21 protein-coding genes are annotated in these 20,918 nt (G+C 50.2%); 10 read left to right on the top strand and 11 right to left on the bottom strand.

Annotation, left to right across the window (positions count from 1 at the left end):
• Window positions 1-42: 42 nt before the first annotated feature.
• Window positions 43-2,700: a nitrate reductase gene (locus OCU43_RS14900; RefSeq protein WP_091356587.1), complete on the top strand. Its 2,658-nt coding sequence runs from the start codon at window positions 43-45 to the stop codon at window positions 2,698-2,700.
• A 5-nt stretch (window positions 2,701-2,705) separates the two neighbouring features.
• On the opposite strand, the gene OCU43_RS14905 is transcribed toward OCU43_RS14900, so the two are convergent.
• A complete protein-coding gene (locus OCU43_RS14905; protein ID WP_175483480.1) occupies window positions 2,706-3,101 on the bottom strand; it encodes a diacylglycerol kinase in 396 nt (131 codons plus the stop codon).
• 86 nt (window positions 3,102-3,187) lie between these two features.
• Here OCU43_RS14905 and OCU43_RS14910 point away from each other — a divergent pair, with 86 nt between their 5' ends.
• The 7 genes from OCU43_RS14910 to OCU43_RS14940 all read left to right on the top strand — a co-directional run bounded on the left by OCU43_RS14910 (window position 3,188) and on the right by OCU43_RS14940 (window position 9,193).
• Complete coding sequence (locus OCU43_RS14910) at window positions 3,188-3,874, top strand: class I SAM-dependent methyltransferase (RefSeq protein ID WP_091356586.1); 687 nt, start codon at window positions 3,188-3,190, stop codon at window positions 3,872-3,874.
• A 195-nt stretch (window positions 3,875-4,069) separates the two neighbouring features.
• Window positions 4,070-4,288 (top strand): hypothetical protein, encoded by a 219-nt coding sequence (locus tag OCU43_RS14915; RefSeq protein WP_091356583.1) that lies wholly within the window; start codon window positions 4,070-4,072, stop codon window positions 4,286-4,288.
• 418 nt (window positions 4,289-4,706) lie between these two features.
• Entirely contained in the window at window positions 4,707-6,635 is a 1,929-nt protein-coding gene (locus OCU43_RS14920; RefSeq protein ID WP_091356581.1) for an FAD-dependent monooxygenase, read from the top strand.
• A gap of 154 nt (window positions 6,636-6,789) precedes the next feature.
• Window positions 6,790-7,542 carry a helix-turn-helix domain-containing protein gene (locus OCU43_RS14925; RefSeq protein ID WP_091356579.1) on the top strand — a complete coding sequence of 251 codons (753 nt, stop codon included), beginning with the start codon at window positions 6,790-6,792 and terminating at the stop codon, window positions 7,540-7,542.
• 402 nt (window positions 7,543-7,944) lie between these two features.
• Window positions 7,945-8,229, top strand: coding sequence for a type II toxin-antitoxin system Phd/YefM family antitoxin (locus tag OCU43_RS14930; protein ID WP_091356575.1), 285 nt, complete (start codon window positions 7,945-7,947; stop codon window positions 8,227-8,229).
• Complete coding sequence (locus OCU43_RS14935; protein ID WP_091356572.1) at window positions 8,201-8,461, top strand: Txe/YoeB family addiction module toxin; 261 nt, start codon at window positions 8,201-8,203, stop codon at window positions 8,459-8,461. The genes OCU43_RS14930 and OCU43_RS14935 overlap by 29 nt, the downstream gene beginning before the upstream one ends.
• A gap of 555 nt (window positions 8,462-9,016) precedes the next feature.
• On the top strand, window positions 9,017-9,193 hold the full coding sequence (locus OCU43_RS14940; RefSeq protein ID WP_139203162.1) for an alpha-galactosidase: 177 nt from the start codon (window positions 9,017-9,019) through the stop codon (window positions 9,191-9,193).
• 87 nt (window positions 9,194-9,280) lie between these two features.
• Here OCU43_RS14940 and OCU43_RS14945 read toward each other — a convergent pair whose 3' ends face one another.
• Window positions 9,281-9,628 (bottom strand): hypothetical protein, encoded by a 348-nt coding sequence (locus OCU43_RS14945; RefSeq protein ID WP_139203161.1) that lies wholly within the window; start codon window positions 9,626-9,628, stop codon window positions 9,281-9,283.
• A 214-nt stretch (window positions 9,629-9,842) separates the two neighbouring features.
• Between OCU43_RS14945 and OCU43_RS14950 the strand changes: the two genes are divergently transcribed.
• Together OCU43_RS14950 and OCU43_RS14955 are read left to right on the top strand one after the other, a co-directional pair.
• The gene (locus OCU43_RS14950) at window positions 9,843-10,610 is read left to right on the top strand and encodes a hypothetical protein (RefSeq protein WP_091356565.1); all 768 of its coding nucleotides are present in this window, start codon (window positions 9,843-9,845) and stop codon (window positions 10,608-10,610) included.
• A 75-nt stretch (window positions 10,611-10,685) separates the two neighbouring features.
• A complete protein-coding gene (locus OCU43_RS14955) occupies window positions 10,686-11,954 on the top strand; it encodes an ISL3 family transposase (protein WP_217647410.1) in 1,269 nt (422 codons plus the stop codon).
• Window positions 11,955-12,007: 53 nt separating this feature from the next.
• Here OCU43_RS14955 and OCU43_RS14960 read toward each other — a convergent pair whose 3' ends face one another.
• The 9 genes from OCU43_RS14960 to OCU43_RS15000 form a co-directional block, all read right to left on the bottom strand.
• A complete protein-coding gene (locus OCU43_RS14960) occupies window positions 12,008-12,520 on the bottom strand; it encodes a hypothetical protein (RefSeq protein ID WP_091356561.1) in 513 nt (170 codons plus the stop codon).
• The gene (locus OCU43_RS14965; RefSeq protein WP_091356558.1) at window positions 12,520-13,341 is read right to left on the bottom strand and encodes a hypothetical protein; all 822 of its coding nucleotides are present in this window, start codon (window positions 13,339-13,341) and stop codon (window positions 12,520-12,522) included. The genes OCU43_RS14960 and OCU43_RS14965 overlap by 1 nt, the downstream gene beginning before the upstream one ends.
• Before the next feature lie 3 nt (window positions 13,342-13,344).
• Window positions 13,345-13,638 carry a hypothetical protein gene (locus tag OCU43_RS14970; RefSeq protein WP_091356556.1) on the bottom strand — a complete coding sequence of 98 codons (294 nt, stop codon included), beginning with the start codon at window positions 13,636-13,638 and terminating at the stop codon, window positions 13,345-13,347.
• Window positions 13,639-13,728: 90 nt separating this feature from the next.
• Window positions 13,729-14,670 carry a hypothetical protein gene (locus OCU43_RS14975; protein WP_091356553.1) on the bottom strand — a complete coding sequence of 314 codons (942 nt, stop codon included), beginning with the start codon at window positions 14,668-14,670 and terminating at the stop codon, window positions 13,729-13,731.
• A 50-nt stretch (window positions 14,671-14,720) separates the two neighbouring features.
• Window positions 14,721-16,625, bottom strand: a complete 1,905-nt coding sequence (locus tag OCU43_RS14980) for a hypothetical protein (RefSeq protein ID WP_091356551.1) — start codon at window positions 16,623-16,625, stop codon at window positions 14,721-14,723.
• Between the two features lie 11 nt (window positions 16,626-16,636).
• Window positions 16,637-17,074 carry a hypothetical protein gene (locus OCU43_RS14985; protein ID WP_091356547.1) on the bottom strand — a complete coding sequence of 146 codons (438 nt, stop codon included), beginning with the start codon at window positions 17,072-17,074 and terminating at the stop codon, window positions 16,637-16,639.
• Window positions 17,075-17,096: 22 nt separating this feature from the next.
• Window positions 17,097-18,578, bottom strand: a complete 1,482-nt coding sequence (locus tag OCU43_RS14990; protein ID WP_139203160.1) for a hypothetical protein — start codon at window positions 18,576-18,578, stop codon at window positions 17,097-17,099.
• Between the two features lie 490 nt (window positions 18,579-19,068).
• The gene (locus tag OCU43_RS14995) at window positions 19,069-20,094 is read right to left on the bottom strand and encodes a Rha family transcriptional regulator (RefSeq protein ID WP_091356541.1); all 1,026 of its coding nucleotides are present in this window, start codon (window positions 20,092-20,094) and stop codon (window positions 19,069-19,071) included.
• Window positions 20,095-20,380: 286 nt separating this feature from the next.
• The gene (locus OCU43_RS15000) at window positions 20,381-20,914 is read right to left on the bottom strand and encodes a WYL domain-containing protein (RefSeq protein ID WP_091356537.1); all 534 of its coding nucleotides are present in this window, start codon (window positions 20,912-20,914) and stop codon (window positions 20,381-20,383) included.
• Window positions 20,915-20,918 lie beyond the last annotated feature (4 nt).

Genomic DNA, 20,918 nt, shown 5'->3' on the forward strand with positions numbered 1-20,918 from the left:
AAAACAGCAATTGAAACACAGATACACAGGAAACCCTGATAGATGACGAACACCTCAGACACATGCCAGGTTAAAACCACCTGCCCCTACTGTGGCGTCGGTTGTGGTGTCAACGCCGAAGTCAGCGACAACCGGCTGATTGCGGTCAGCGGCGACCGGGATCATCCGGCCAATCAGGGACGTCTCTGTGTAAAAGGGTCTGCATTGCATGAGACAACCGGCCTGGATGGCCGCTTACTGGAACCCCGGATTGATGGCACCAGCGTCAGTTGGGAGCAGGCCATCGATCATGTTGCCCAGGGATTTCGTAAAACCATCGAAGAGCATGGCCCCGACTCTGTCGCGCTGTACCTCTCCGGTCAGATTCTGACCGAAGACTATTACGTTGCCAATAAGCTGATGAAAGGCTATATCGGCTCGGCCAATGTCGATACCAACTCACGCCTCTGCATGTCTTCCGCAGTGGCAGCCCACAAGCGGGCCTTTGGTGCCGACCTGGTGCCCGGCTGCTATGAAGATCTGGAACTGGCGGAATTACTGATTCTCACCGGTTCGAACACGGCCTGGGCACATCCGGTTATTTATCAGCGTATTGTGGCCGCTAAAAAAGCCCGTCCGCAGATGAAGATCGTTGTTATCGACCCCCGGCAAACTGCTACCTGCGATATTGCCGATCTGCATCTGCCGCTCAAACCCGGTAGCGATGGCTATCTGTTTACCGGCCTGCTGAGTTATCTGGCGGACAATGATGCCCTGGATTCCACCTTTATCGACAACCATACCGAAGGCTTTGACAGCGCCCTGCTAGCGGCGAAACAACTGACCGGCAGTGTGGCAGAATCCGCCCGACTCTGTGGTCTGCCTGAGACCGATCTGGGTCTGTTATATGACTGGTTCAGCTGCACAGAGAAAGTTGTCACCCTGTTCTCTCAGGGGATCAATCAGTCCTCATCCGGGGTCGATAAGGGCAATGCGATCATCAACTGCCACCTTGCTACCGGAAAGATCGGCAAACCGGGGGCAGCGCCCTTCTCCATTACCGGCCAGCCCAACGCCATGGGTGGACGGGAGGTCGGCGGACTGGCCAATCAGTTGGCGGCGCATATGGATTTCAGTGATCCGGCTAATATCGAACTGGTTGAGACCTTCTGGCAGGCACCAAACATGGTCCACCAGGAGGGATTGAAAGCGGTGGATATGTTCCAGGCGGTGCATGATGGCCGCATCAAAGCGATCTGGATCATGGGCACCAACCCTGTCGCCAGTTTGCCGGACGCCGATCTTGTCCGCGAGGCACTGCAACGCTGCGAGTTAGTGGTGGTGTCCGACTGCATTGAAAAAACCGACACCACCGCCTGCGCCAACGTGTTGTTGCCCGCCACCGGCTGGGCAGAAAAAGACGGCACCGTCACCAACTCCGAGCGGGTTATATCGCGGCAGCGGGGGTTTCTCAAGCCCGCAGGCAATAGTCGCCATGACTGGCAGATTATCTGTTCCGTAGCACGGGCTATGGGGTTTGACGCGGGTTTCGGATTCAGGTCTCCGGGTGAAATATTTACCGAGCATGCAGCCCTTTCCGGATACAGAAATAACGGCCGGCGTTACTTCGATATCAGCGCCCTGAAATCTCTCACTGAAGAACAGTATAACCAGCTGCAACCGGTCCGCTGGCCAGCAGCTAAGCAGGCAAACTTAAATCCTAAGAGGCTGTTTCAGAGTGGTCAGTTCAACACTCCGTCTGGCCGGGCCAGGATGGTTGCTGTCACGCCTTCAACCCCGGTAAATCAGACCTCAGAACAGTTTCCTCTGGTGCTCAATACCGGTCGTATCCGCGATCAGTGGCACACCATGACCCGCACCGGCAAAGCCAGCCGCCTGCTCAACCATATTGATCAGCCGTTTGTGGAGATCTCACCTGAGGATGCCGCACACAACCAGATCGCTGATAATGATCTGGTGGAAGTCAGCAACGCCCTCGGCCGTTGTGTGGTGCGTGCCAACGTCACCGACAGGCAGCCTGCTGGTTCACTGTTTATGCCGATCCACTGGAGCGCACAGTTTACCTCACTGGCCCGGGTGGACAGCCTGATAGCCCCGATCTGTGATCCGATTGCCGGGCAACCCGAGTCCAAGTATTGTCCGGTCACTATCCGCAAACTGAACAGCCTCTGGCGGGGTATTCTGATTAGCGATAAAGAGCTCTCCGACCTGCCCTGCGAATACTGGTGTAAAATCCCCCTGGAAAAAGGATTCCGCTATGAATTGGCAGGGCTGCTGCTTCCGGTAAACTGGCAGGAATGGCTAGAGTCCGTTGTTGAGATCGGCAAAGATAGAATCGAGCTGAATTCCACTGCAGCTTACCGGCTGGCAACATTTGCCAATCAACAACCGGAGCTGCTGTTCTTCGCCACCACTGCACCGGTTTCGGACAAGGCCCTGCCCAACAGTGCATGGCTGAGTAAGCAGTTTGCCCAACCGATCAGTACTGCGGCACAACGGATGGCACTGCTGGCCGGTAAACCGGTGGATAACAGCACTGACTGCGGTGCGATTATCTGCAGCTGTTTTGAGGTGGGGGAAAAGCAGATCCAACAGGCGATCAGTCAGGGCGCGGCGAGCACCGACGAACTGGCGGCCAAACTGAAGTGCGGCAGTAACTGCGGCTCCTGCCTGCCGGAGATCAGAGCATTGCTGAATTAATCTTTTTAAAACAGCGCTTTGACAAAATCCAGATAGCCGTTGTCCCAGGCAACACCGGCCCATACCACCCAGGTCATATTGAGCATCATAAAGACGGCGGCGGAGCCCATATCTTTAGCCCGCCCAGCCAGCTCATGATATTCCGGCCCCCAGCGATCCACTACCGCCTCTATCGCCGAGTTAACAATCTCAAACGCCAGCACCAGAAAACAGCAGGCCAGCAACAGTGCCAGCTGTATGCCAGACTGCGCCAGCCAGAAGGCCGCGGGCAGCATAACCACAACCGCACAAACCTCATAGCGAAAAGCGGGCTCTTCCTGCCAGGCCGCTTTAATCCCCTGCATTGAATATTTAGTGGCAAAATAGAAACGTTTAACGCCGGTACGCTTGATCTGATGCATCTGAATAGCAACTTTTAGTTTGCGAAGTCGGCATTAAAACATGAAAATAATCGCCATACTATGGTCAGCGGGACACTGTAACAAAGATGCAAGAAACCACCGAATATCTGCGCCATCATCATGGTGGTGATGGTCAGAAAGCGGCCGAAAAAACCGTTCAGAGCTACGCAAAAAATCATGACGCAGATTTTCAGGCGTTCTGGCAGCATCATTGCGCTGCACACCTGTCAGATCAGGCTTCAGTTATCGACCTGGGCTGCGGCACGGGCCTGTGGCTGAACCAACTGGCACAACAGTATCCCCACGCCACCCTGACAGGGTTTGAACTGGCGCCCTATATGCTGGAGCGGATGGAAGATCTGGCAGCCAATGTGAACATCATCTGTGATGATCTCAATAACCCCGCAACCGAACTGCCGCAACACTCAGTGGATATCGCCCTGGCCAATCTGCTGATTCATGAACTGCACCAGCCGGTAACGCTGTTCAGTAAACTACGCCGCTGGCTGAAGCCCGGTGGTGTGCTTGTTCTCTGCGATATGGTGCGCCAGCCTTTGGCGGATTATCTGCAGCATCAATATAGCGGGATCGATCTGGCAAGCCAGACACCGGACTACGATGCTCTGGTGGATGCGTTTCAGCATTTTCAGGAACATAACCGCTATCACCCTGAGGATATTACCGCGCTGCTGCGACAGTGTGGTTTTGAGATTTCAGCCGCTGAAACCTTTAAAAATGGCCGGGCGGTGAGAATAGCTGCAATATCAGTTTAAAAACAAACGATTTGAGTGCTATAGTTAGCCTCCCGCACAACCCGTTCAGAGATAATTTAACGTTGCTTAACCAGGCAGACGGCAAAAACCGCCTCTGGCTAGCTGTTGCGCGGTCGACCATGGATGTATGAGTGATCTGCAACCGCTGCAGGAACGTAAGGATTAGATCGTCTCTCAGGAAAATTTACATATCCGATGTTTAGTAATGAAGTAGATGAACAGCTGAGTCATCTCAGTCTGGAACAGTTAAATAATCTGCTGGAAAAAGTTAAACAAAAAACCGCAGAGAAAAAGCAGGCCGTTAAGGCCGCCAGTAAAGTGCCTCCCCGTACCCAAAATGATATTCAGAAACTTGCCGAACTTCAGGGGCTTGATCTGAGTGGTCTGATGCGGGAAATATCCAAACGGAAATAACCTGAAGCGAAACAGAATCGTTGGAAAAAACAACGCGCCGCAAAAAATAACTTTTCAGCGTAGCCTTGATGACAGACAAGCGTAATCATCCCACAGCCCCCTGATTTATGTTCACGGATTAAATCAGGGAGCAAAATGCTGCACTTAATATAACAACTGGCTGCCAGGCCAGGGCTCACCCCTACCCGAAAATAAGCGCTAAAGACCCGGTTGAATACCCTCAGTTGAATACCTTAGCCGGCTTACCGCTTCCGATCACCCTGTTTATAGCTATCTCTCAATTGTCCCCATTTTCAGGTGACAGGCTCCACTAACTTATCGACGTAAACTCTACATCATCGATCAAAGATGAATACCAACAATCGACCTACAAAAACAATACCCGCCAGCGACTACGTCAGGCTAAGAGGATTATGTGATGCAGTATCATCTCAACGGTTTTAAACCCGGTAACTATCAGATTCCAGACTCAGCCCGGGAACCCGCTAGTCCACCACCGATGGTGGACCTGCCAACCGAGGTGGACGTTTTAATTGTCGGCTGTGGCCCTGCAGGGCTAGCACTGGCAAGACAGCTGTCGGAGTTTGCCGATATTAAAACCTGTATTGTTGAACAGAAATCCGGGCCACTGTTATTTGGTCAGGCGGATGGCATATCCTGTCGCACGATGGAGATTATGGAAGGGTTTAACAGTAGCGAGCTGCTGGTGAAAGAGACCTACCAGCTGCACCAGAATGCATTCTGGGAGCCGGATGCCCAACACCCAGAGAACATTAAGCGAACCCACAAAGTGCGGGATGCACGACTGGGTCTCTCCGAATTTACCCATGGGGTAGTCAATCAGGCACGGCTACACGATATCTTACTCGAAGGCATGGAAAACTCAGTCACGCACCTGATTCCACATTATAACCGGCGGCTGCTTGAGCTGGAGGTTGATAAAACTCTCACTCAGAATTTGAGTGCGCACCCCATCACGGCCACCTTTGAACGCAACGATGCAACGCAATCGTCCCACGTCGAGACCGTTAAAGCGCGCTATGTAGTCGGTTGTGATGGTGCACGTAGCGCGGTGCGTAAAAACCTGGGAATTGAGCTACAGGGAGACTCGGCTAACAAAGTCTGGGGGGTGATGGATGTTCTGCTGGTCACCGACTTCCCGGACATCCGGGTGAAGAGTTTTATCCAGTCGAAAGACAACGGCGCGGTAATGATCGTCCCCCGCGAGGGTGGCTACCTGGTCCGCCTCTATGTCGAGCTCGATCTGCTGGCCAGGGGGCATAGAGCGTCCGAGCTTAATCTGACTGTCGACGATATTATTGCCAAGGCGAGACTAATCCTGAATCCTTATCAACTGGATGTTAAAGAGGTCGCCTGGTGGTCAATCTACGAAGTGGGTCAGCGTGTTGCTGAGAGCTTTGACGACACCCCGGCGGGTAATCCGCAAGGCCTGATTCCGCGCGCGTTTGTGGCCGGTGATGCCTGCCATACACACAGCCCCAAAGGGGGTTGGGGGTTAAATACTTCGTTGCCTGACACCTTTAACCTGGGCTGGAAACTGGCCGCTGTGTTGCAGGGCAGATCTGATCCCCGGTTGCTGCAAACCTACGAAGCAGAACGACGGAAAGTCGCCTTTATGCTGATCAATGCTGACCGTGAAATGTCAGCCCTGGTCGCCACTCGCCCAACGGCAGACAAAAATTCACAGCCGGTCAAAAAGAGCACGGCAGATATCGAGCAATTCGTTGCCCGCCAGAATGGCTTTATTGCCGGTACATCCATTGGCTACGATGAATCCTATCTCTGTACCGGTCACGAAAACCAGCACCTGGCAACCGGCTTTCATATCGGTGAACGCTTCCATTCGGCCAAAGCGGTTCGCCTGGCGGATGGCTGCCCCGTGCACCTGGGCCACCTGAATAAAGCCGATGGCCGCTGGCGTCTCTTTATCTTTGGTAGTCAGCAATCCCCTCTGGAGGCAACCTCCGACTCAGCCAGACTGGTCGACTTCCTGGCAAACGCTGAAACCTCACCGGTGCAGAAATATACGCCTGCCGGTGCAGATATCGACTCGGTGATTGATCTCTATGCAGTATTCCAGCAGCAAGATCTGTCAATCGAAGCGATGCCTGAATTCCTCTGGCCTGCCAAAGGTAAGTACGGCTTGAGAGATTACGAAAAGATATTCCGTGCTGATCAGGGTAGCGATATTTTTGAGCAGCGGGGTATCGATCGCACCAGCGGTTGTATGGTGGTGGTGCGACCCGATCAGCATATTGCCACTATCCTCCCCCTCAATGGATATGATCAACTGAGTGCTTTCTTTGATGGTTTTATGCTTTCATAAGCACAGGTTTAAAGCGCCTCTCAGGTAATTATTCAGGAGGCGCTACCCCGCTCACGAAGAGACATTGTACTCAGAAGGTTGATCAACTCCTGCTGCGTGAGTTAATGCAGCTGTAGCACTATACTTGGCTTTATTTCTGCTATCAGAGGTCAATATGCACAGCTCACGAGATATTTGGCCAGATATAGCTGAGCAGGTTGCCGGCTGTATTGACCGGCTCGGCAGCGGTAAGTTTTATCCCCGCTTCTTTCAGATGATGAAAGCCCTCGCCCAGATCGATCAGTATATGGTGTTCGAGTTCTCACCCAATGGCGAGTACGCCACCTGCCGCCTGGCGCATAATGTCGAGCATCCTGACCTGGGACTCGAACTGGCCTCGCTCTACCTGGATGGTGCCTATCTGGATGACCCTATGTTGCAGGAACTGAAGGCATCCGTGCTCTGCCAAACGGACGTCGCACCCTACCGCCTGCTGGAAAAAAGGCAACTCCCTCCCGTTTATCGCCGACGCTTTTTTAATGTCCCCCATTTCGATACCAAATTCTCATTTATAGTGCTGGACCGAAAAAGCCAACATCTTTTTTATGTGAACTTTTACAGCAAGAAGGAGGATGGCTTTGCTGACGGGCAGCTTGACTCACTGAAACAGATATCGTCACTGATCGGATCGTTGTTGCTCAAACATTTTCGTGATGAACGCAAACAGCGCGGTGTAATTAAGTCCCTGTTGGTATCAGGCCTCTCTGAACGTGAAGCGCAGATCTGCGATATGATTCTGCAGGGCCATACAGCCAAATCGACCGGTAATGCGCTTGGATTATCGGAGTCGACCATCATCACCTACAAAAAAAGAGCGTTCAAAAAACTAAAGATCAGTCGCAAATCCGAACTGGTCCGGTTTGTGTGATGAACAACTGACGTTATCAGGCTTTCGGAATGGCAATACTCTACTTTCGCCATATGAAAGAATGGCTCAGTGTTGTGCAGAAAATAGTTCATAGGGCGCTAAGACCGACTAATATCAGACAAATTTTTATGCAAATAAACCATTGATTTATAAGACATCAATAATCATTTTTGTATCTTTAACACTAAACGCCTAACTAATAAGTCTGAATAATCTGAAGATATATAGAGGGAGATATACTGGATGAGCAGGTAGAGTTTGACGTAACACAAAAACCAAATGTACAATTACCTGTACAACTATTAATACATAGATCAAAAACACGTAACTCATAAACCGAGTTAAAGAAATATACCCAGGCTGCAAAATAGTATCCTGGTTAGAGCAAACAAGGGGTTTGACATGAACATCGTTAACTACAGCGATGCTCGCGCCAGTCTAAAGAGTGTAATGGATGCGACTTGTGATTCTCACGAAGCAACTGTTATCACCCGAAAAAACGGCGGTGATGTTGTAATGCTATCTAAAGAGGATTACGACAGCATCAACGAAACATTATATCTACTCAGAAGCCCTCGAAACGCCGAGCGCTTACTAAACGCAGTAGCAGATATAAAGGCTGGTAGAGTGGTCGTACACGACCTACAGGATATCGAAAATGGCGAGGAAATTGAGCTGGGCAAATGAAGCCTGGGACGATTATCTTTACTGGCAGAAAAACGATCCGAAAATTTTAGCTCGAATAAATGAGCTAATAAAAGCGTCAATGCGCACTCCATTTACAGGGATAGGCAAACCGGAAAGACTCAAAGGAGATCTATCCGGATTTGTATCTCGCAGAATAAACCAAGAGCATCGGCTGATTTATACCGTAGACAACGACACGCTTCTAATTGCCCAGTGCCGTTATCACTACTAAATCAGACTTTTTCTATAGCCATAGAAAAATCTTTAAGTTACTAAAAGCGTCTACCAATCACCCCATCACTTTCTGAACTCTATTTCAGACCGGGACGGTTTTATCTCCGGTGTTTCGCCCACAACTTCGCATCTTTATGCTGATCGAATGTTTTTCTTTCCTGATATATAATCGCGCCTTTCCGCTGATTACAGATCAGGGCGTGATACGCAACAGATTCGGCCGCAGCGGTAGGGGTGTCAATAGTCAGCACTCAGTGCTACATGAACCAGTGCTACACGCGATTCTGTAGCACTGGTTCATGTAGCACTGCATCCCCAAAAACACCCTAAAACAACCTAATTGAACCAAAAACAAACCATTGAAAACACCAGCCAAAACAAGCCACAGCCCAGCAGCCCCGCGGAATACGCCGGATAGACGCTTTTCAGTCGCGCCCATGATGGAAAGGATTTTTTTAAAACAAGCTATTGATTTATAAATAAAAAATAAACCATGTAGCAAATTTGTAGCACTGAAACTTGGTTTTTATATTTAGATATAGAGGGTTTTTGGATGAATTATGTTACGTACCAGGTGTTTTTCACTAACGAAAACGGGGAGATTGAGTATCTGCCTGATAATTTTTATAGCGAGGAGAAAGCGATGCGGGCAGTCGATAGACTGATAAAGAAGGGCTACGTCGACGCTCAATATGAGAGCATCGACGTAGAGGTTGACGATTTTAATTAAGATTTTTTCCTATTCATCTTTGCTGAGATTTTAATTAATCTGACGTTGGTCATCGACCGGGCGACCGGGCACTTTCTGAATTCCATTTCATGCCGGGGCGGCTTTATCGCCGGCGAACTGCTGCGGGCCCAGCCAGTCTACCGCCGTCACGTATAGCACCCGAGCACCAAACTGGCGCTCTTTCAGCATGTCGTTGAATATCTGAACCACCGCCGCTTTACTGATGCGGATCTCATGTTTGAACTGACAGAACACATCGTGTACCAGAGATGGATAGTATGTGATCGGCAGTCCCTGATATAAGCGCCCATCCGGCACACCCACAACACCCAGGCCCGCGATATCGAATTTCGGCGTGCAACCGTCCCACGCGTGGCCAGATTGAACGACGATCTCACCACCGCTGATCACGCACCAGCGGTTTGCGTAGTTCACGCCGATCAAAGCCGGGTGTTTGTATCGATACGGTGACGCCAGGCGGTATAGATTTTGGGTATCCGGATTTAGCGGTTGATCTGCACTAGATGTAATTTTATAAATAAATCGGATTTTAGGGTTGACGGCGGGAGCTAGATACCATATCATTAAAAACGTGGAAGACATCCACAGCCGAACTCAGCGGCGACTCTGAGATGACAAGGACTTAACCATGAAAACTATCTCTATTGCTGAATTTGAAACTCTGGTAGCTCGCAATGACTGGCAGCGTGAACAAGACCATGAAGTTGTAGAGCGTCTTGATCGTCAGGTTGAAGAGTGGGATGAAGAAAACGAATCTCTTGACCTGATCGACATTCCTCATGTTTGGGGCTGGGCTTCCAAAACCTCTACCCTCGACGGCATCAAAATCACTTACACCGAAGGCTTTAACTACGACGAATGCGACCCTGATTCTTTGTCTACAGGAACCGAGGGACAGGATGACGTTTGGTCTGTAGAAGGCGTTGTGGTTGTAGATGAAGGCGGTGACGAGCTGAATGCGCATGAGCTGGCCGACTATCTGGATTCTGATTTCAGCAGCATTGATTACAGCGTGCTTGAGATTGAACAAGTAACTGACATTGACGTAGACGAGGACTCAGACATGGAAACATTTACTCTTGAGATTGATAACGCACCCAGCGTTCGCTTTACTGGTGAACTGGTAGCAAGTGCGGCCAGTTCGGACAATCAGGCGATGGGTAGTAGCTACAGCGGTCAAACAGGTCGCTGGACAGAGCTTGCACTTTACAAAACCAAAGGCGGAAAATTCATCTGCCATCAAGTTGGCCGTACAAGATGGCAAGGTGAGCGCGACCGTTTCAGCGGAAAAGTCTGCGAAACGCTGGCAGAGGTTAAAGAGTTTTTTGGACACCGCTGGCTCGCTAAAGAGTTGTACGCTGATGCTAGCATTGATGACACGGTAGAAGTGGAGTAACAGCAAGGGGCTTCGGCCCCTTTCTTTTTGACTATGACAAATATTTTGAATTGGCCTGACTACAACGTAGTCAATGTGGCAGAGCTTGAGCACGATTATCAAGTACAAGCTGAGGTTGCCAAGCCGCCCACACACTGCCCCCACTGCAATCATCCTGAAATCGTTGGCTTTGGCCGACGTGATGAGGTGGTCATGGACACCCCAGTCCACGGCAAACGAACGGGTATTATGCTTAACCGCCGTCGCTATCGCTGCCAGTCCTGCCGGAAGACGTTTCTGGAGCCTGTACCGCACAAAGACGACAAGCGGCAGATGACCCACCGCCTGATTCAGTACATCGAGCGCGAGAGCCTACGGCGGACGTTCTCGGGCGTTGCTGAGGATGTTGGGGTCGATGAAAAAACCGTCCGCAACATTTTCAACGACTACTGCGAGCGGCTGGAAAAAACGCTCAAATTCGAGATGCCGCAGTGGCTGGGAATTGATGAAATCCACATCATCAAACCGCGCTGCGTGATTACCAACATCGAGCAGCAGACCATCGTTGATATGCTGGATAACCGAAACAAAACGACGGTTACGCGCTATCTGAGCAAACGCACTGACCGCGACCAGGTACGCTATGTAGCAATGGATATGTGGAGACCGTACCGGCAAGCGGTAGAAACCATGATCCCTGACGCCACAGTTATCATCGACAAATTCCACGTTGTCAGGATGGCGAACGAATCTCTGGAACGTGCTCGTAAGGCCATCAGAAGCGATCTAACAGCGCAGCAGCGCCGTGGGTTGATGCGTGATAGGTTCGTCTTGCTGAAACGCCGTCACGAGCTGACAGATGCGGAATACATGCGCTTCTCTGGCTGGACGTTGAACTATCCAGAGATCGGCCAAGCCTACGAACTGAAAGAAGCCTTTTTCGAGATTTGGGACTGTCAGACCCGGCACCAGGCACAGGAGGCATATTACTCCTGGCTGCGACAGATTACGCCGGAAATGATGACTCACTTCGATCCGCTGATCAAAGCGATGGTCAACTGGCACGATGACATTTTCGCTTACTTCGACCACCCCATTACCAACGCCTACACCGAGTCACTGAACAACCTGATCCGTGTTGTGAATCGTGTGGGCCGTGGCTACAGCTTTGAAGCGCTGCGAGCCAAGATACTGTTTACTGAGGGTTTTCAGAAGATCAAGAAGCCCCGCTATCAGCGGCAACGGATACCCGAGGGGGCTATGGGCAGGATGCCGTTCTATGGCGTTGCTGAAACTGGCCCATTGACCAACTACGGCGCAGATATGTCAACACTGGTACGGGAGATCGAGGCAGGGCGTTTATAGCCCTGTTTCAACCCTATAATCCGGATACCCTAGATTTTTAGCCCGGCGGATCATCACGCACTGTACTCGACTATGAGATTAAACATCACGTCTGCAGCCTGATCGGGCGTTTTGTCAGCAATAGCTGATTCCCACGCTGACAAAGCGGATGGCATTTCAGCTGCAATCATCGCAGTAAAATCCGCAATATCACTCAGAAACGCTTCGTCATTGTCGTATTTGCCGCAATAGAGTCGATATGCTGGATCTCGGTACAGTTGACTGAACACGCCTTGCTCTGCGTAAAGAACCGGGCGGCCAGGCGTTGCCATAAATTTAGCCAAAGCCAAAACCAGCTTATAGCCCTGCAGCTGATCGCCAGCTTCATCAACAAACACTTCATGCAGAAAGACTTTGTTTGCCTCTTCAACAATCGGCAGATGCTTGCGGGCGCACAGATCTTCTACGGTTTCACTGAACAGTGTGTTCAGACTTTTGTCGTGCTGCGCTGGGTTCTTGTGATGCTCTAGTAGCAGATCATAAGCAGGGCTACTGTATCCAGGCGGGTATAGTGGAGTCATTGGCATTATACTATCTCCAGGAATTTCTGTGCTGTAATAGAATTATATTTAGTTATAGCTTCGGCTCTACCGAACAGAAAGCAGTTAACTCCTGATGCGGTGGGTATGAAGGTTCCGCCGATAGCATCGCCAACAGCAGGCCCAAACTCTCTGAACGGTGATACCCCCGGTATGCCGCCAAGAGTAGACCAGCCGACGCTACTGGCACCTGTCATTTCTGCTATTCTCGCTGATATTCTATATGCATACCCAGCTGTAGTAACAAATACTGGATTGGACAACTCTGGACTCGCATCATCACCAAGCAAGCCTGTTTCAGAAATAAGTGCCTCATTACTGCCTAGCCAACCATTCCCAGCAAACGTGTTCAGATAAGATAAAACAATGTTGACTGCTGCCCCATGGTTACCGTTGCCGCTATGGTCAATTAGAACTGAAGTCTGACTGAAATCCTCGTCAGCTTTGTAATACGCTAATACCGATCCGCTGTTATACAGATAAATATTCGCGGGGATACCGGTGAAATAATCAGCGCCATTTTTCAGCAGCTCAGATATAGTGCCAGAGTACGCAAAATCGAGCGTTACATATTTGCTGGCTGTTGGCGTAGGTGCGCCAGCCGGCAGGCCTGCTGCGTCACCTGCTGGCGAATACACATCCATCACTACACGGTCAACTGTCAGCTCGGGGATGGTGAAATAGTGATTATACGCAGCCTCAGCGGCTGTGAAATAGCGTGACAGAGCGCGTTTACGAAAGCCACCCAACGGCATGTTCATCACCCGCCCACCCGGGCGGGTTTGCATTGGCAAATTCATAACGTTCATAGCTTACTCCGTCCACGAGATATCACTATCCTGATCACCGCGCACCCATATCTCACCCTGCATGGCTGGATTATTGACAGTGTCTGCGCGATACCAGACGTCACCCGGCGTTACGACAACAGGTTTGACGTAGGCAACATCATTAATATCAACCACCGGAGCCGTTGCGCCGGTGTCGGTCAGCACGACATGCAACGCCGATTTTCCAGGGGCTTGAAACCAACAATCTTTTGTAACGTCCGCTTGCAGCCGGGTGTATGAATTAGCGACTACGGATTTTTTAACAGTGACAGCCATTGTGATGATTCCCCATAAAAAAACCGGCACTGACTGATGTCAGGGCCGGTTTATGAATAAATAATTTTTAGTGCTTTAGATCAGATCTGCTTACAGATAGCTATCCCGCCAGCTGTTCATGATGCGCTGTTTTACTACACCAGCTTTATCGATGACCAGCGAACGACCATCTGCGACCGGGTCGCCATTGCCGTCCAGCTTTGTCACCATTGCCCCGCCGCCTTCCAACGCCGTGACGCTGTAGCGGTTGCCCTGCCCGTCGCAGATTTCAACCTCTGCCGGCGGGCTGGTTTTAAACGCCTCGGCTGCATCCGGGTCCATTGGATGGGCCTGAAAGGCCCCGTTTTTCAGGACCAGATCGGTTGTGTTGTCGGATGGCCAGGAGGTGGGGACTGGGGATATTGTGCAATATGGTGCCGTAGAACTCCCACACGGATAATGATCAACCGAATGATAACCGTATTCAGTTCCAGCACACTGCCCTGATGACGCATCATACGTGCCGCCGATTAAACTACAGGCCTCACCTGCAGTTGCACCGTAGTAATATGATCCAAACCATAGCCCGGTCCGCCAATACTCTCCCTCTATATAATCATCCGGTACTGGCGGACTATCCGCATCTGCCCACCCATCCGGGGGCACATACTCATTACCATCCAACGGTGTCAGATCAATCTTCACTGCTTCACCGGTGGTGCAATCCACACCCTTAAACTGATCAAAGGTGTCGCCGACTTGCGCATTATCGGCATCCGATATCGACTGGTAGTTTTTCTTTTTTACCGTGCCGCTATCATTTTGCGCTGCATCCGATGCTTTATCAGCAGAATCTATGGGCGCATCATCTGGCACATCATCACCAGTAGCAATCTCTCCGTTGGCGTTAAGATAGGCCGCACCACGGGTTTTGCCGATCCGCGCTTTTGGCGCTGCGGGGCCCAGCCTCTGGTTTTCTTCAAATTCCGTTTTAGCAATGCGCCGGATAGACTGCACCAGGCGCTGCCGGGTTGATTCTGCTGTTTTACTCATAGCACTCACTCATAACATCTGCTCATAACATCTGCTCATAAAAAGCGCCTTCAGGGTTTAATGATTTGCAGCGGGTCATCAGGGATTAGCACATCAAAACTCTGCGCCCGCACCGCTTCACGTTCGTCTCTGTCAACGTCTGCAATTGCGGGCGTATCAACCACAAACGCGGTCGGGTATTGTTGCAGGGTCGCCACCTTGTCATAAAAATTATAATTTGTGATATAGCCGGTCCAGGTTTCATCAAACACTGGCGATGCATAGCTATTGCCGAGATGAACCCCTAATTTAACCGGCGCATTAGGCACCGCCTGATCAGTCGTATTCGGCTTAGCTGGCACTACCAACGGCGAATCACTATAACTACCCACCGCCGGTGCCCGACTCAGAACCAGGCGCAACCGGGTGGACCGGGTGCCATTTTTGCGGCTAAAGCTGTGCGTAACGCTTTGCACACCCGCCGTGCAATTCAGCACAGATGAAGCCACTGCCACTGCATGAATAATATCAATCTCTGCCCAGAGCTTTTTCGCCAGCAGGATATCAACATAGTTTTTACGATGCGCGTTTAGCAGCTCACACCGGTATTGATCTAATATTGCCAGCAGCGCTAATTCAAACTCCGCCCGATTGCCCTCTGCCGTGTCGGTTGCATCGATAATCCAGTCACCGTTTGGCGATTGCACCGCCGCCGCATCCGGCCCGGTGTAAACATCCATGCTATCCCATTCATCATCCGAGAACTCAGCAACCACGCCGTGAGACCGCGCAGAAGACGGGATATCACCCCACACCTCGACGGACTGAGGCGCTTTAAATGTGAGCGTGTATTTTTCAGTGATCGTTTGTGTAAAACGACTCGCCAGCGACCACTGCGCCGCTGCTGCATACCGCCCCGCATCCGGATTAACCCATCCGGTTTGTGTGCCGTTAACGTTATACCAACCGCCTGTCGGCACGTCTTCATACTGAACCGACCCGATCAGCGTCCAGCCAGTACCCTCAACCGCGGATAAGATCAGATCTTTTTGCGCCAGGGTAAATGGCTTCGCCATATAATCGGCCCAGTTGCCCGCCCCAGGGCTGGCCCACTGATAATCTAACTCACGATGACGCAGCCGGGTGTAACGATAATCAACGGTCACACTAATAGAGTTAACCAGGCTTTTTGCATCTTGCAGGGTGACACCCATGATCTGCCACGAGATATCCCCACCCGTCAACGTAAAATCTGCCGCGCCAACGGCCCACGGCACCAGGCGAAGCACGCCGTTTGCATCAACGCACAGATCCGCTGGCACCGTTTTTAGCAGGTCTGCCGCATAATCTGCGCCCTCATTATCTTCATAGAAGATATGCTTGCTCCAGCGACCGCCGATCAGTGCATTAAGCTGATTGCGCGTCATCGCATCAAGCCGTTTGTCTTTCAGCGTGCTGGCCACGATTGCCGTGCGACCGGATTCAAACTGATACGTAGGCGTTTCAACAAACCCGGTGAAGATTCGATCTACCCGGCCATCAGGCTGAATGTAATCGATGCTGACCGGCTGGTTAATAAATGCATCCGGATTAACCGTACCCACCTCGTTTTTAATCTCAAAACTGGCGGTGCGGTTTTGGCCGCGCTGACCGCTCACACTGACATCACCCAGAACCCGGCTGGTGATATCAACGCCATTCAGCATAACCACCGCTTCCCAGCGCTGCGCCAGCGTCGATTTATTCCACACCGAGATATTAAAACTCAGCAGCTTTCGCGCTGGTGTTTTTGCCCTGCAGTCAACAGAAAAGATTGTCAGCGCCCGCGCCGGGGTTTTTTGAATAAATGGAATATCAACTGAAAACGTTGTCAGCGCCCGCGCTGGTTGTGCATCAACCACTTCAACGGAAAAATCAGCCAGTTTTCGGGCGGGCTGGACATCAACTACCTCAACGCTAAACGTTGTCAGTTTCATATTACACCCCGTTAAGCAATTGCCCGCGCTATCACACCGCTAACCCAGGGTTCAATATCAGCACTCACCCCGATGGTTTCACGCGCGTTTGTAAAGCGCACATACACCTCAACCGCACCACTGACCCCGGCAATAATCTGATTACCCAGCGATAACGATGCACCCGCCACCGCCGAATCAAGCCCTAGCAATGTGCTGGCCAGCTTAAACTCAGTGACAACCTGACCACCACCCGGGTTATTATCGACCAGCGAAAAAATAATGTTATCAACGCCTGGGTTTGTTTCATCAACCACCTCAATCGTGCCGGTGTCGCCTGGGTCCGCTTCCTTATCCGCGAGATAAAACGGTAAATCCTGACTACCCTCGCTGTGATCAACATACGCAGAGAGAGACACACTTGCACCTACAGCGCTGGTGCATGCCGCATCGGTATATAACGTAAGCATAATTATCCTTTCGAATTAAAGATTAAAGCCCGCTGGCGGCGTCTTCTAACAGACTGGCCATCTGGCTATCAAAGTCTTCTTTAGTTTCAGCCGTGATCGAAAAGCCCTTATCAGTACCCGCTTTTTTAATTTCTAAAACGAACTTTTTAGCCGGAAGGTTTTGATCATTTGCGGCTTTCAAATCACCCTGCTTTGCACCCACAAAATCAGCAATATTCTTACTCATCTCCTCGGTGTTTTTCGCGGTCGCTTCAAAAAACTTAGTATCAGAATCGGTAAATTTAACCATGGCATAAGACTCGCCCTCAGCATCCTTACCTTTCTTGCGGCCTGCACTGGGGTTATCGATATCTTTATAACCAAGACCAGCCCGCTCACGCAGCATGAGAATCACATCTTTCATGCCCTGCACATCGTAAGTGTCACCCCCTTTCTTACTGGCCCGATATGACGCCTCAGCCTGCGCTAAAAACTTTTCAGCACCTTCACCAAAGCCATCCAATATCAAACGATTAGCCGCCTTTGCAGACGATTCAAACTCACTATTTGTCTGATAGTTTTTCTTCTCTTTCTTATCACCACCAAACAACTTGCTATACAAACTATCCTTATCTTTAGTGCTTGATTTAGCGGCCCTGACTTGATCTTTAATCAAATCAAGCCGTTTTTGCTCAAGATCGACAATAGTATTTAAGGTTTTTGTCTGACTATCATAGCCACCACTTAAATCACCTGAAGTTTTAACTGCCTTCTCAAGCGCCGCCGCTTCTTCCTCTTTTAAGCGCTTCTGCTCTTTCAGTTGCTCCAAATACTGCGAAGCTGTTTTAGTATCATAAAGCTCACCCGCAGCACCCAAGACACCACCATCAGCCAGGCCTGATACACCCCGTTTCATAGCGTTCATAGACGTAGCAGCCGCCTCGCCATACTTCTCAATATTGCTAGCCAGACCTGAAATCTCAGAATCTATATCAGAAATCTCTGACTTCAACTCACCCAGGCGCTCAGTTTTAGAGGTGCCAAGAAAATCAGCCATATACTTAACAGCAGTACCGAGATAACCCACAAACGGCGCAACCGCATCACGGGTTAACGAATCCCATGCAAGAGACAGATCTTTAATATCCTGATCATATTCTTTGAACTTTTCCAACTCAGATTCAGACAGCGCAACATCCATATCACGGTAAGCAGACACCATCTCACGGAACCGCTTACCATTATTTTCAAGCAATGGAGACAATCGAGCCGCATCACCCGCCAACGCTTCAAAGTAGAAGATTTGACGGTCTGCGCTGATATTCGCCTGATCCATCGCCTTTTTAACCGCGATTAAGGCTTCAGGGCCAGACATCCGCGCCAACGCATCAGCCGTTAAACCAACTTTATCGCCCACCTGCTCGAAAAAGTCAGCGAAGGCACCGCCGCCGGTTGAACGAAAATCACCCAACTTATCCTGAAAGTCTTTGAAAATATCAGCCGCTTTTTCAGCATCAATACCCACCGACTCAGTGGCATACCCTAACTCCTGAATCTGCCCAATAGTCATATTGGCCGCTATCGCCTGCGCCTCTAACTCACGCCCCAACGCTGCATTTTCAATGGCTACAGAATGAATCGCTGCTGCTGCCACGCCACCGATGGCAGCAATAGCACCCAAGCCCGCGGCCAACACGCCGCCCGCACTGGCCGCCCCCAGCATTTCAGAGGCAATACCACTTAACCGCCCGTCAATACCACCCAATGCATTATCAAACTGAGTAACAACCCCAGTACCTGACCGAAAACCAGAAAACATAGAATCGTTAGCTGCTTCAGCATTGCGCGCCGAACGTCGATGCATATTCAGCCGACGGTTGGTGTCATCTAAACCCGCTCCCAACTGACTATTATCAACCCGCATCACGGTGTCTAAATACGCTATCGGCCTTGTCATCATTTCACCATTCAGGCAATAAAAAACCCGCCGTAGCGGGTTGTTATCAATTTGTTTTTTAAATCAGCTGCCAGCGTTTTGCCCAGGCTATTTCTCGTTCTGCACAGCGCAGGCTTTCTTTCATATAATCATGATGCGCATGTGCAGCGCCTTCCAGCTGAACACGCTGCATTAGCAGATCGACCGCCTCCGTCAGCTTTGGCTGGTCCTGCAACGGCAACCCATCAGGCGAACCGCCTTTTTCAAGCCGTTCACCCCAGTCATCGACATCTAACCGCCAGGCGAATAAATCAATTATTTTCTGTTCATTGCTGACTGCATATTTTTGAATCGTCAGCCACTTTACACACAACTCATACGCCTGCATTAGCGCAGGGCTTACAACATTTCCACCTTGCACCGCAAAATATCGCTCGCGCATCTGCTGCCGGGTAAAGTCTGCGCCAGGCTCTGCAAACTTTGCCACCAATTTGTCATAACCAGACCGCGTTAGCACAATTAAACCACGCCCCGGCACATGCACACCCACGCCTTCAAAAGCGGCTTTATCGGCGGCATGGATTTTAAAATAATCCTCACCCAGCACAAACCGGGCCCGGTTATCATAAAACCGCCGATTGGCATGGCCTATTTTACGACCATGCGCCTCATCAACCATTTCAAAGGTGACCACCGGCTTATCCCAATAAGTGATTTTTGGCAGCTGGCCAACCCGGTCCTCTCTTTCTTTCAGCTGATCAGCCATCCAGTTAAAGGCATTGATATAAGCCTCCTTCACTGCCGCCGCTTTTTTACCGGTAAAACCCATCACCAAAAACATAAAGCCGTCTTTAGTCATCTGATAAATCTTAGAATTACGCTTAGCACCATTACCAATATCAATACTTTGAACATCAGCCGAAAAATTGGCTGATGCAAATTCAGGCGAACATTCAAGCCGCCCAAGCCTATCAAGAACATGCTTATGCTGTTTACCAAACGCCTCCGCCACTTTTAGCGATGTAGTGCGAACCTGGTCATTTGCAACAGAAATTATATCTTGCGGCTTTAGACTGATAGTCTGAATTGTTGATTGAGCGGTCATATTGACCTCCTGCATAGTTTTTTCGAAGGTAGGGGTGTCGGGAGGTTCGAAACGGCTATACAGAAACCGCGGGCTTATTTCCACAAGGGTATTATATTCACCACCCTCCCGGCCTAACGCTTAAGCACCCGTTACGGGAATAACAGGCACAAAAAAACCAACGCTGACGGGGCTGGATATCCGCTGTATAGAGGTTTCGACGCCTCGTTAGCGAACTATAGCCCCGCAGAGCTGGTTTAGTCAAACCACAAAACGTTATGATTAGCTACGGTGTTAAAATCTATTTTCAGACAGACAGGTCTGGCAAATAAGAAACCTGCTCCTCAAACAACTGAAAAGCCTTTCTTATATCCTTAAACCTCCTCTCTTCAAGCACTCCAGGACCCCGCACAGAAAAAGGACGTGAATAGTAACCCTCGTCATCCACCGCCAAGACAGCCACAGCACTCTTCCTAGGCTTACCATTTTTAAAAAACTCATGCACCGATATACCAGAAGATAAATCCACATGATATTTTTTCGCCAATATTCTATCAACGATTAGCTGCACATATGCATCATCAACCTGAGGAAGCCGCTCAACCTGCACAACAGATTCAATACCCCAATCTGGCACAGCAATCTTATTCAACTTAAACACTTTTACAGCATCCGTTTCATAACACCGAGCGCGCATCTCAGTTATTGCCACCTTAATAGGCGCAACCTTTCTAGACTCACCTGGATTAGAACCACCGTGATAAACGATCGTTATAATCTCACCAGCATCACTAGCAACTAACAACTTCTCGCGAAGCAAAACCAACGCATCATCAACCACCTCA

It is taken from the genome of Amphritea atlantica (assembly GCF_024347255.1).
Taxonomy (GTDB): Bacteria; Pseudomonadota; Gammaproteobacteria; order Pseudomonadales; family Balneatricaceae; genus Amphritea; species Amphritea atlantica.

Coding starts and splice junctions, on each gene's coding strand:
- OCU43_RS14900 (WP_091356587.1), top strand. CDS start 43: ATGACGAACACCTCAGACACATGCCAGGTTAAAACCACCTGCCCCTAC.
- OCU43_RS14905 (WP_175483480.1), bottom strand. CDS start 3,101: ATGCATCAGATCAAGCGTACCGGCGTTAAACGTTTCTATTTTGCCACT.
- OCU43_RS14910 (WP_091356586.1), top strand. CDS start 3,188: ATGCAAGAAACCACCGAATATCTGCGCCATCATCATGGTGGTGATGGT.
- OCU43_RS14915 (WP_091356583.1), top strand. CDS start 4,070: ATGTTTAGTAATGAAGTAGATGAACAGCTGAGTCATCTCAGTCTGGAA.
- OCU43_RS14920 (WP_091356581.1), top strand. CDS start 4,707: ATGCAGTATCATCTCAACGGTTTTAAACCCGGTAACTATCAGATTCCA.
- OCU43_RS14925 (WP_091356579.1), top strand. CDS start 6,790: ATGCACAGCTCACGAGATATTTGGCCAGATATAGCTGAGCAGGTTGCC.
- OCU43_RS14930 (WP_091356575.1), top strand. CDS start 7,945: ATGAACATCGTTAACTACAGCGATGCTCGCGCCAGTCTAAAGAGTGTA.
- OCU43_RS14935 (WP_091356572.1), top strand. CDS start 8,201: ATGGCGAGGAAATTGAGCTGGGCAAATGAAGCCTGGGACGATTATCTT.
- OCU43_RS14940 (WP_139203162.1), top strand. CDS start 9,017: ATGAATTATGTTACGTACCAGGTGTTTTTCACTAACGAAAACGGGGAG.
- OCU43_RS14950 (WP_091356565.1), top strand. CDS start 9,843: ATGAAAACTATCTCTATTGCTGAATTTGAAACTCTGGTAGCTCGCAAT.
- OCU43_RS14960 (WP_091356561.1), bottom strand. CDS start 12,520: ATGCCAATGACTCCACTATACCCGCCTGGATACAGTAGCCCTGCTTAT.
- OCU43_RS14965 (WP_091356558.1), bottom strand. CDS start 13,341: ATGAACGTTATGAATTTGCCAATGCAAACCCGCCCGGGTGGGCGGGTG.
- OCU43_RS14970 (WP_091356556.1), bottom strand. CDS start 13,638: ATGGCTGTCACTGTTAAAAAATCCGTAGTCGCTAATTCATACACCCGG.
- OCU43_RS14975 (WP_091356553.1), bottom strand. CDS start 14,670: ATGAGTAAAACAGCAGAATCAACCCGGCAGCGCCTGGTGCAGTCTATC.
- OCU43_RS14980 (WP_091356551.1), bottom strand. CDS start 16,625: ATGAAACTGACAACGTTTAGCGTTGAGGTAGTTGATGTCCAGCCCGCC.
- OCU43_RS14985 (WP_091356547.1), bottom strand. CDS start 17,074: ATGCTTACGTTATATACCGATGCGGCATGCACCAGCGCTGTAGGTGCA.
- OCU43_RS14995 (WP_091356541.1), bottom strand. CDS start 20,094: ATGACCGCTCAATCAACAATTCAGACTATCAGTCTAAAGCCGCAAGAT.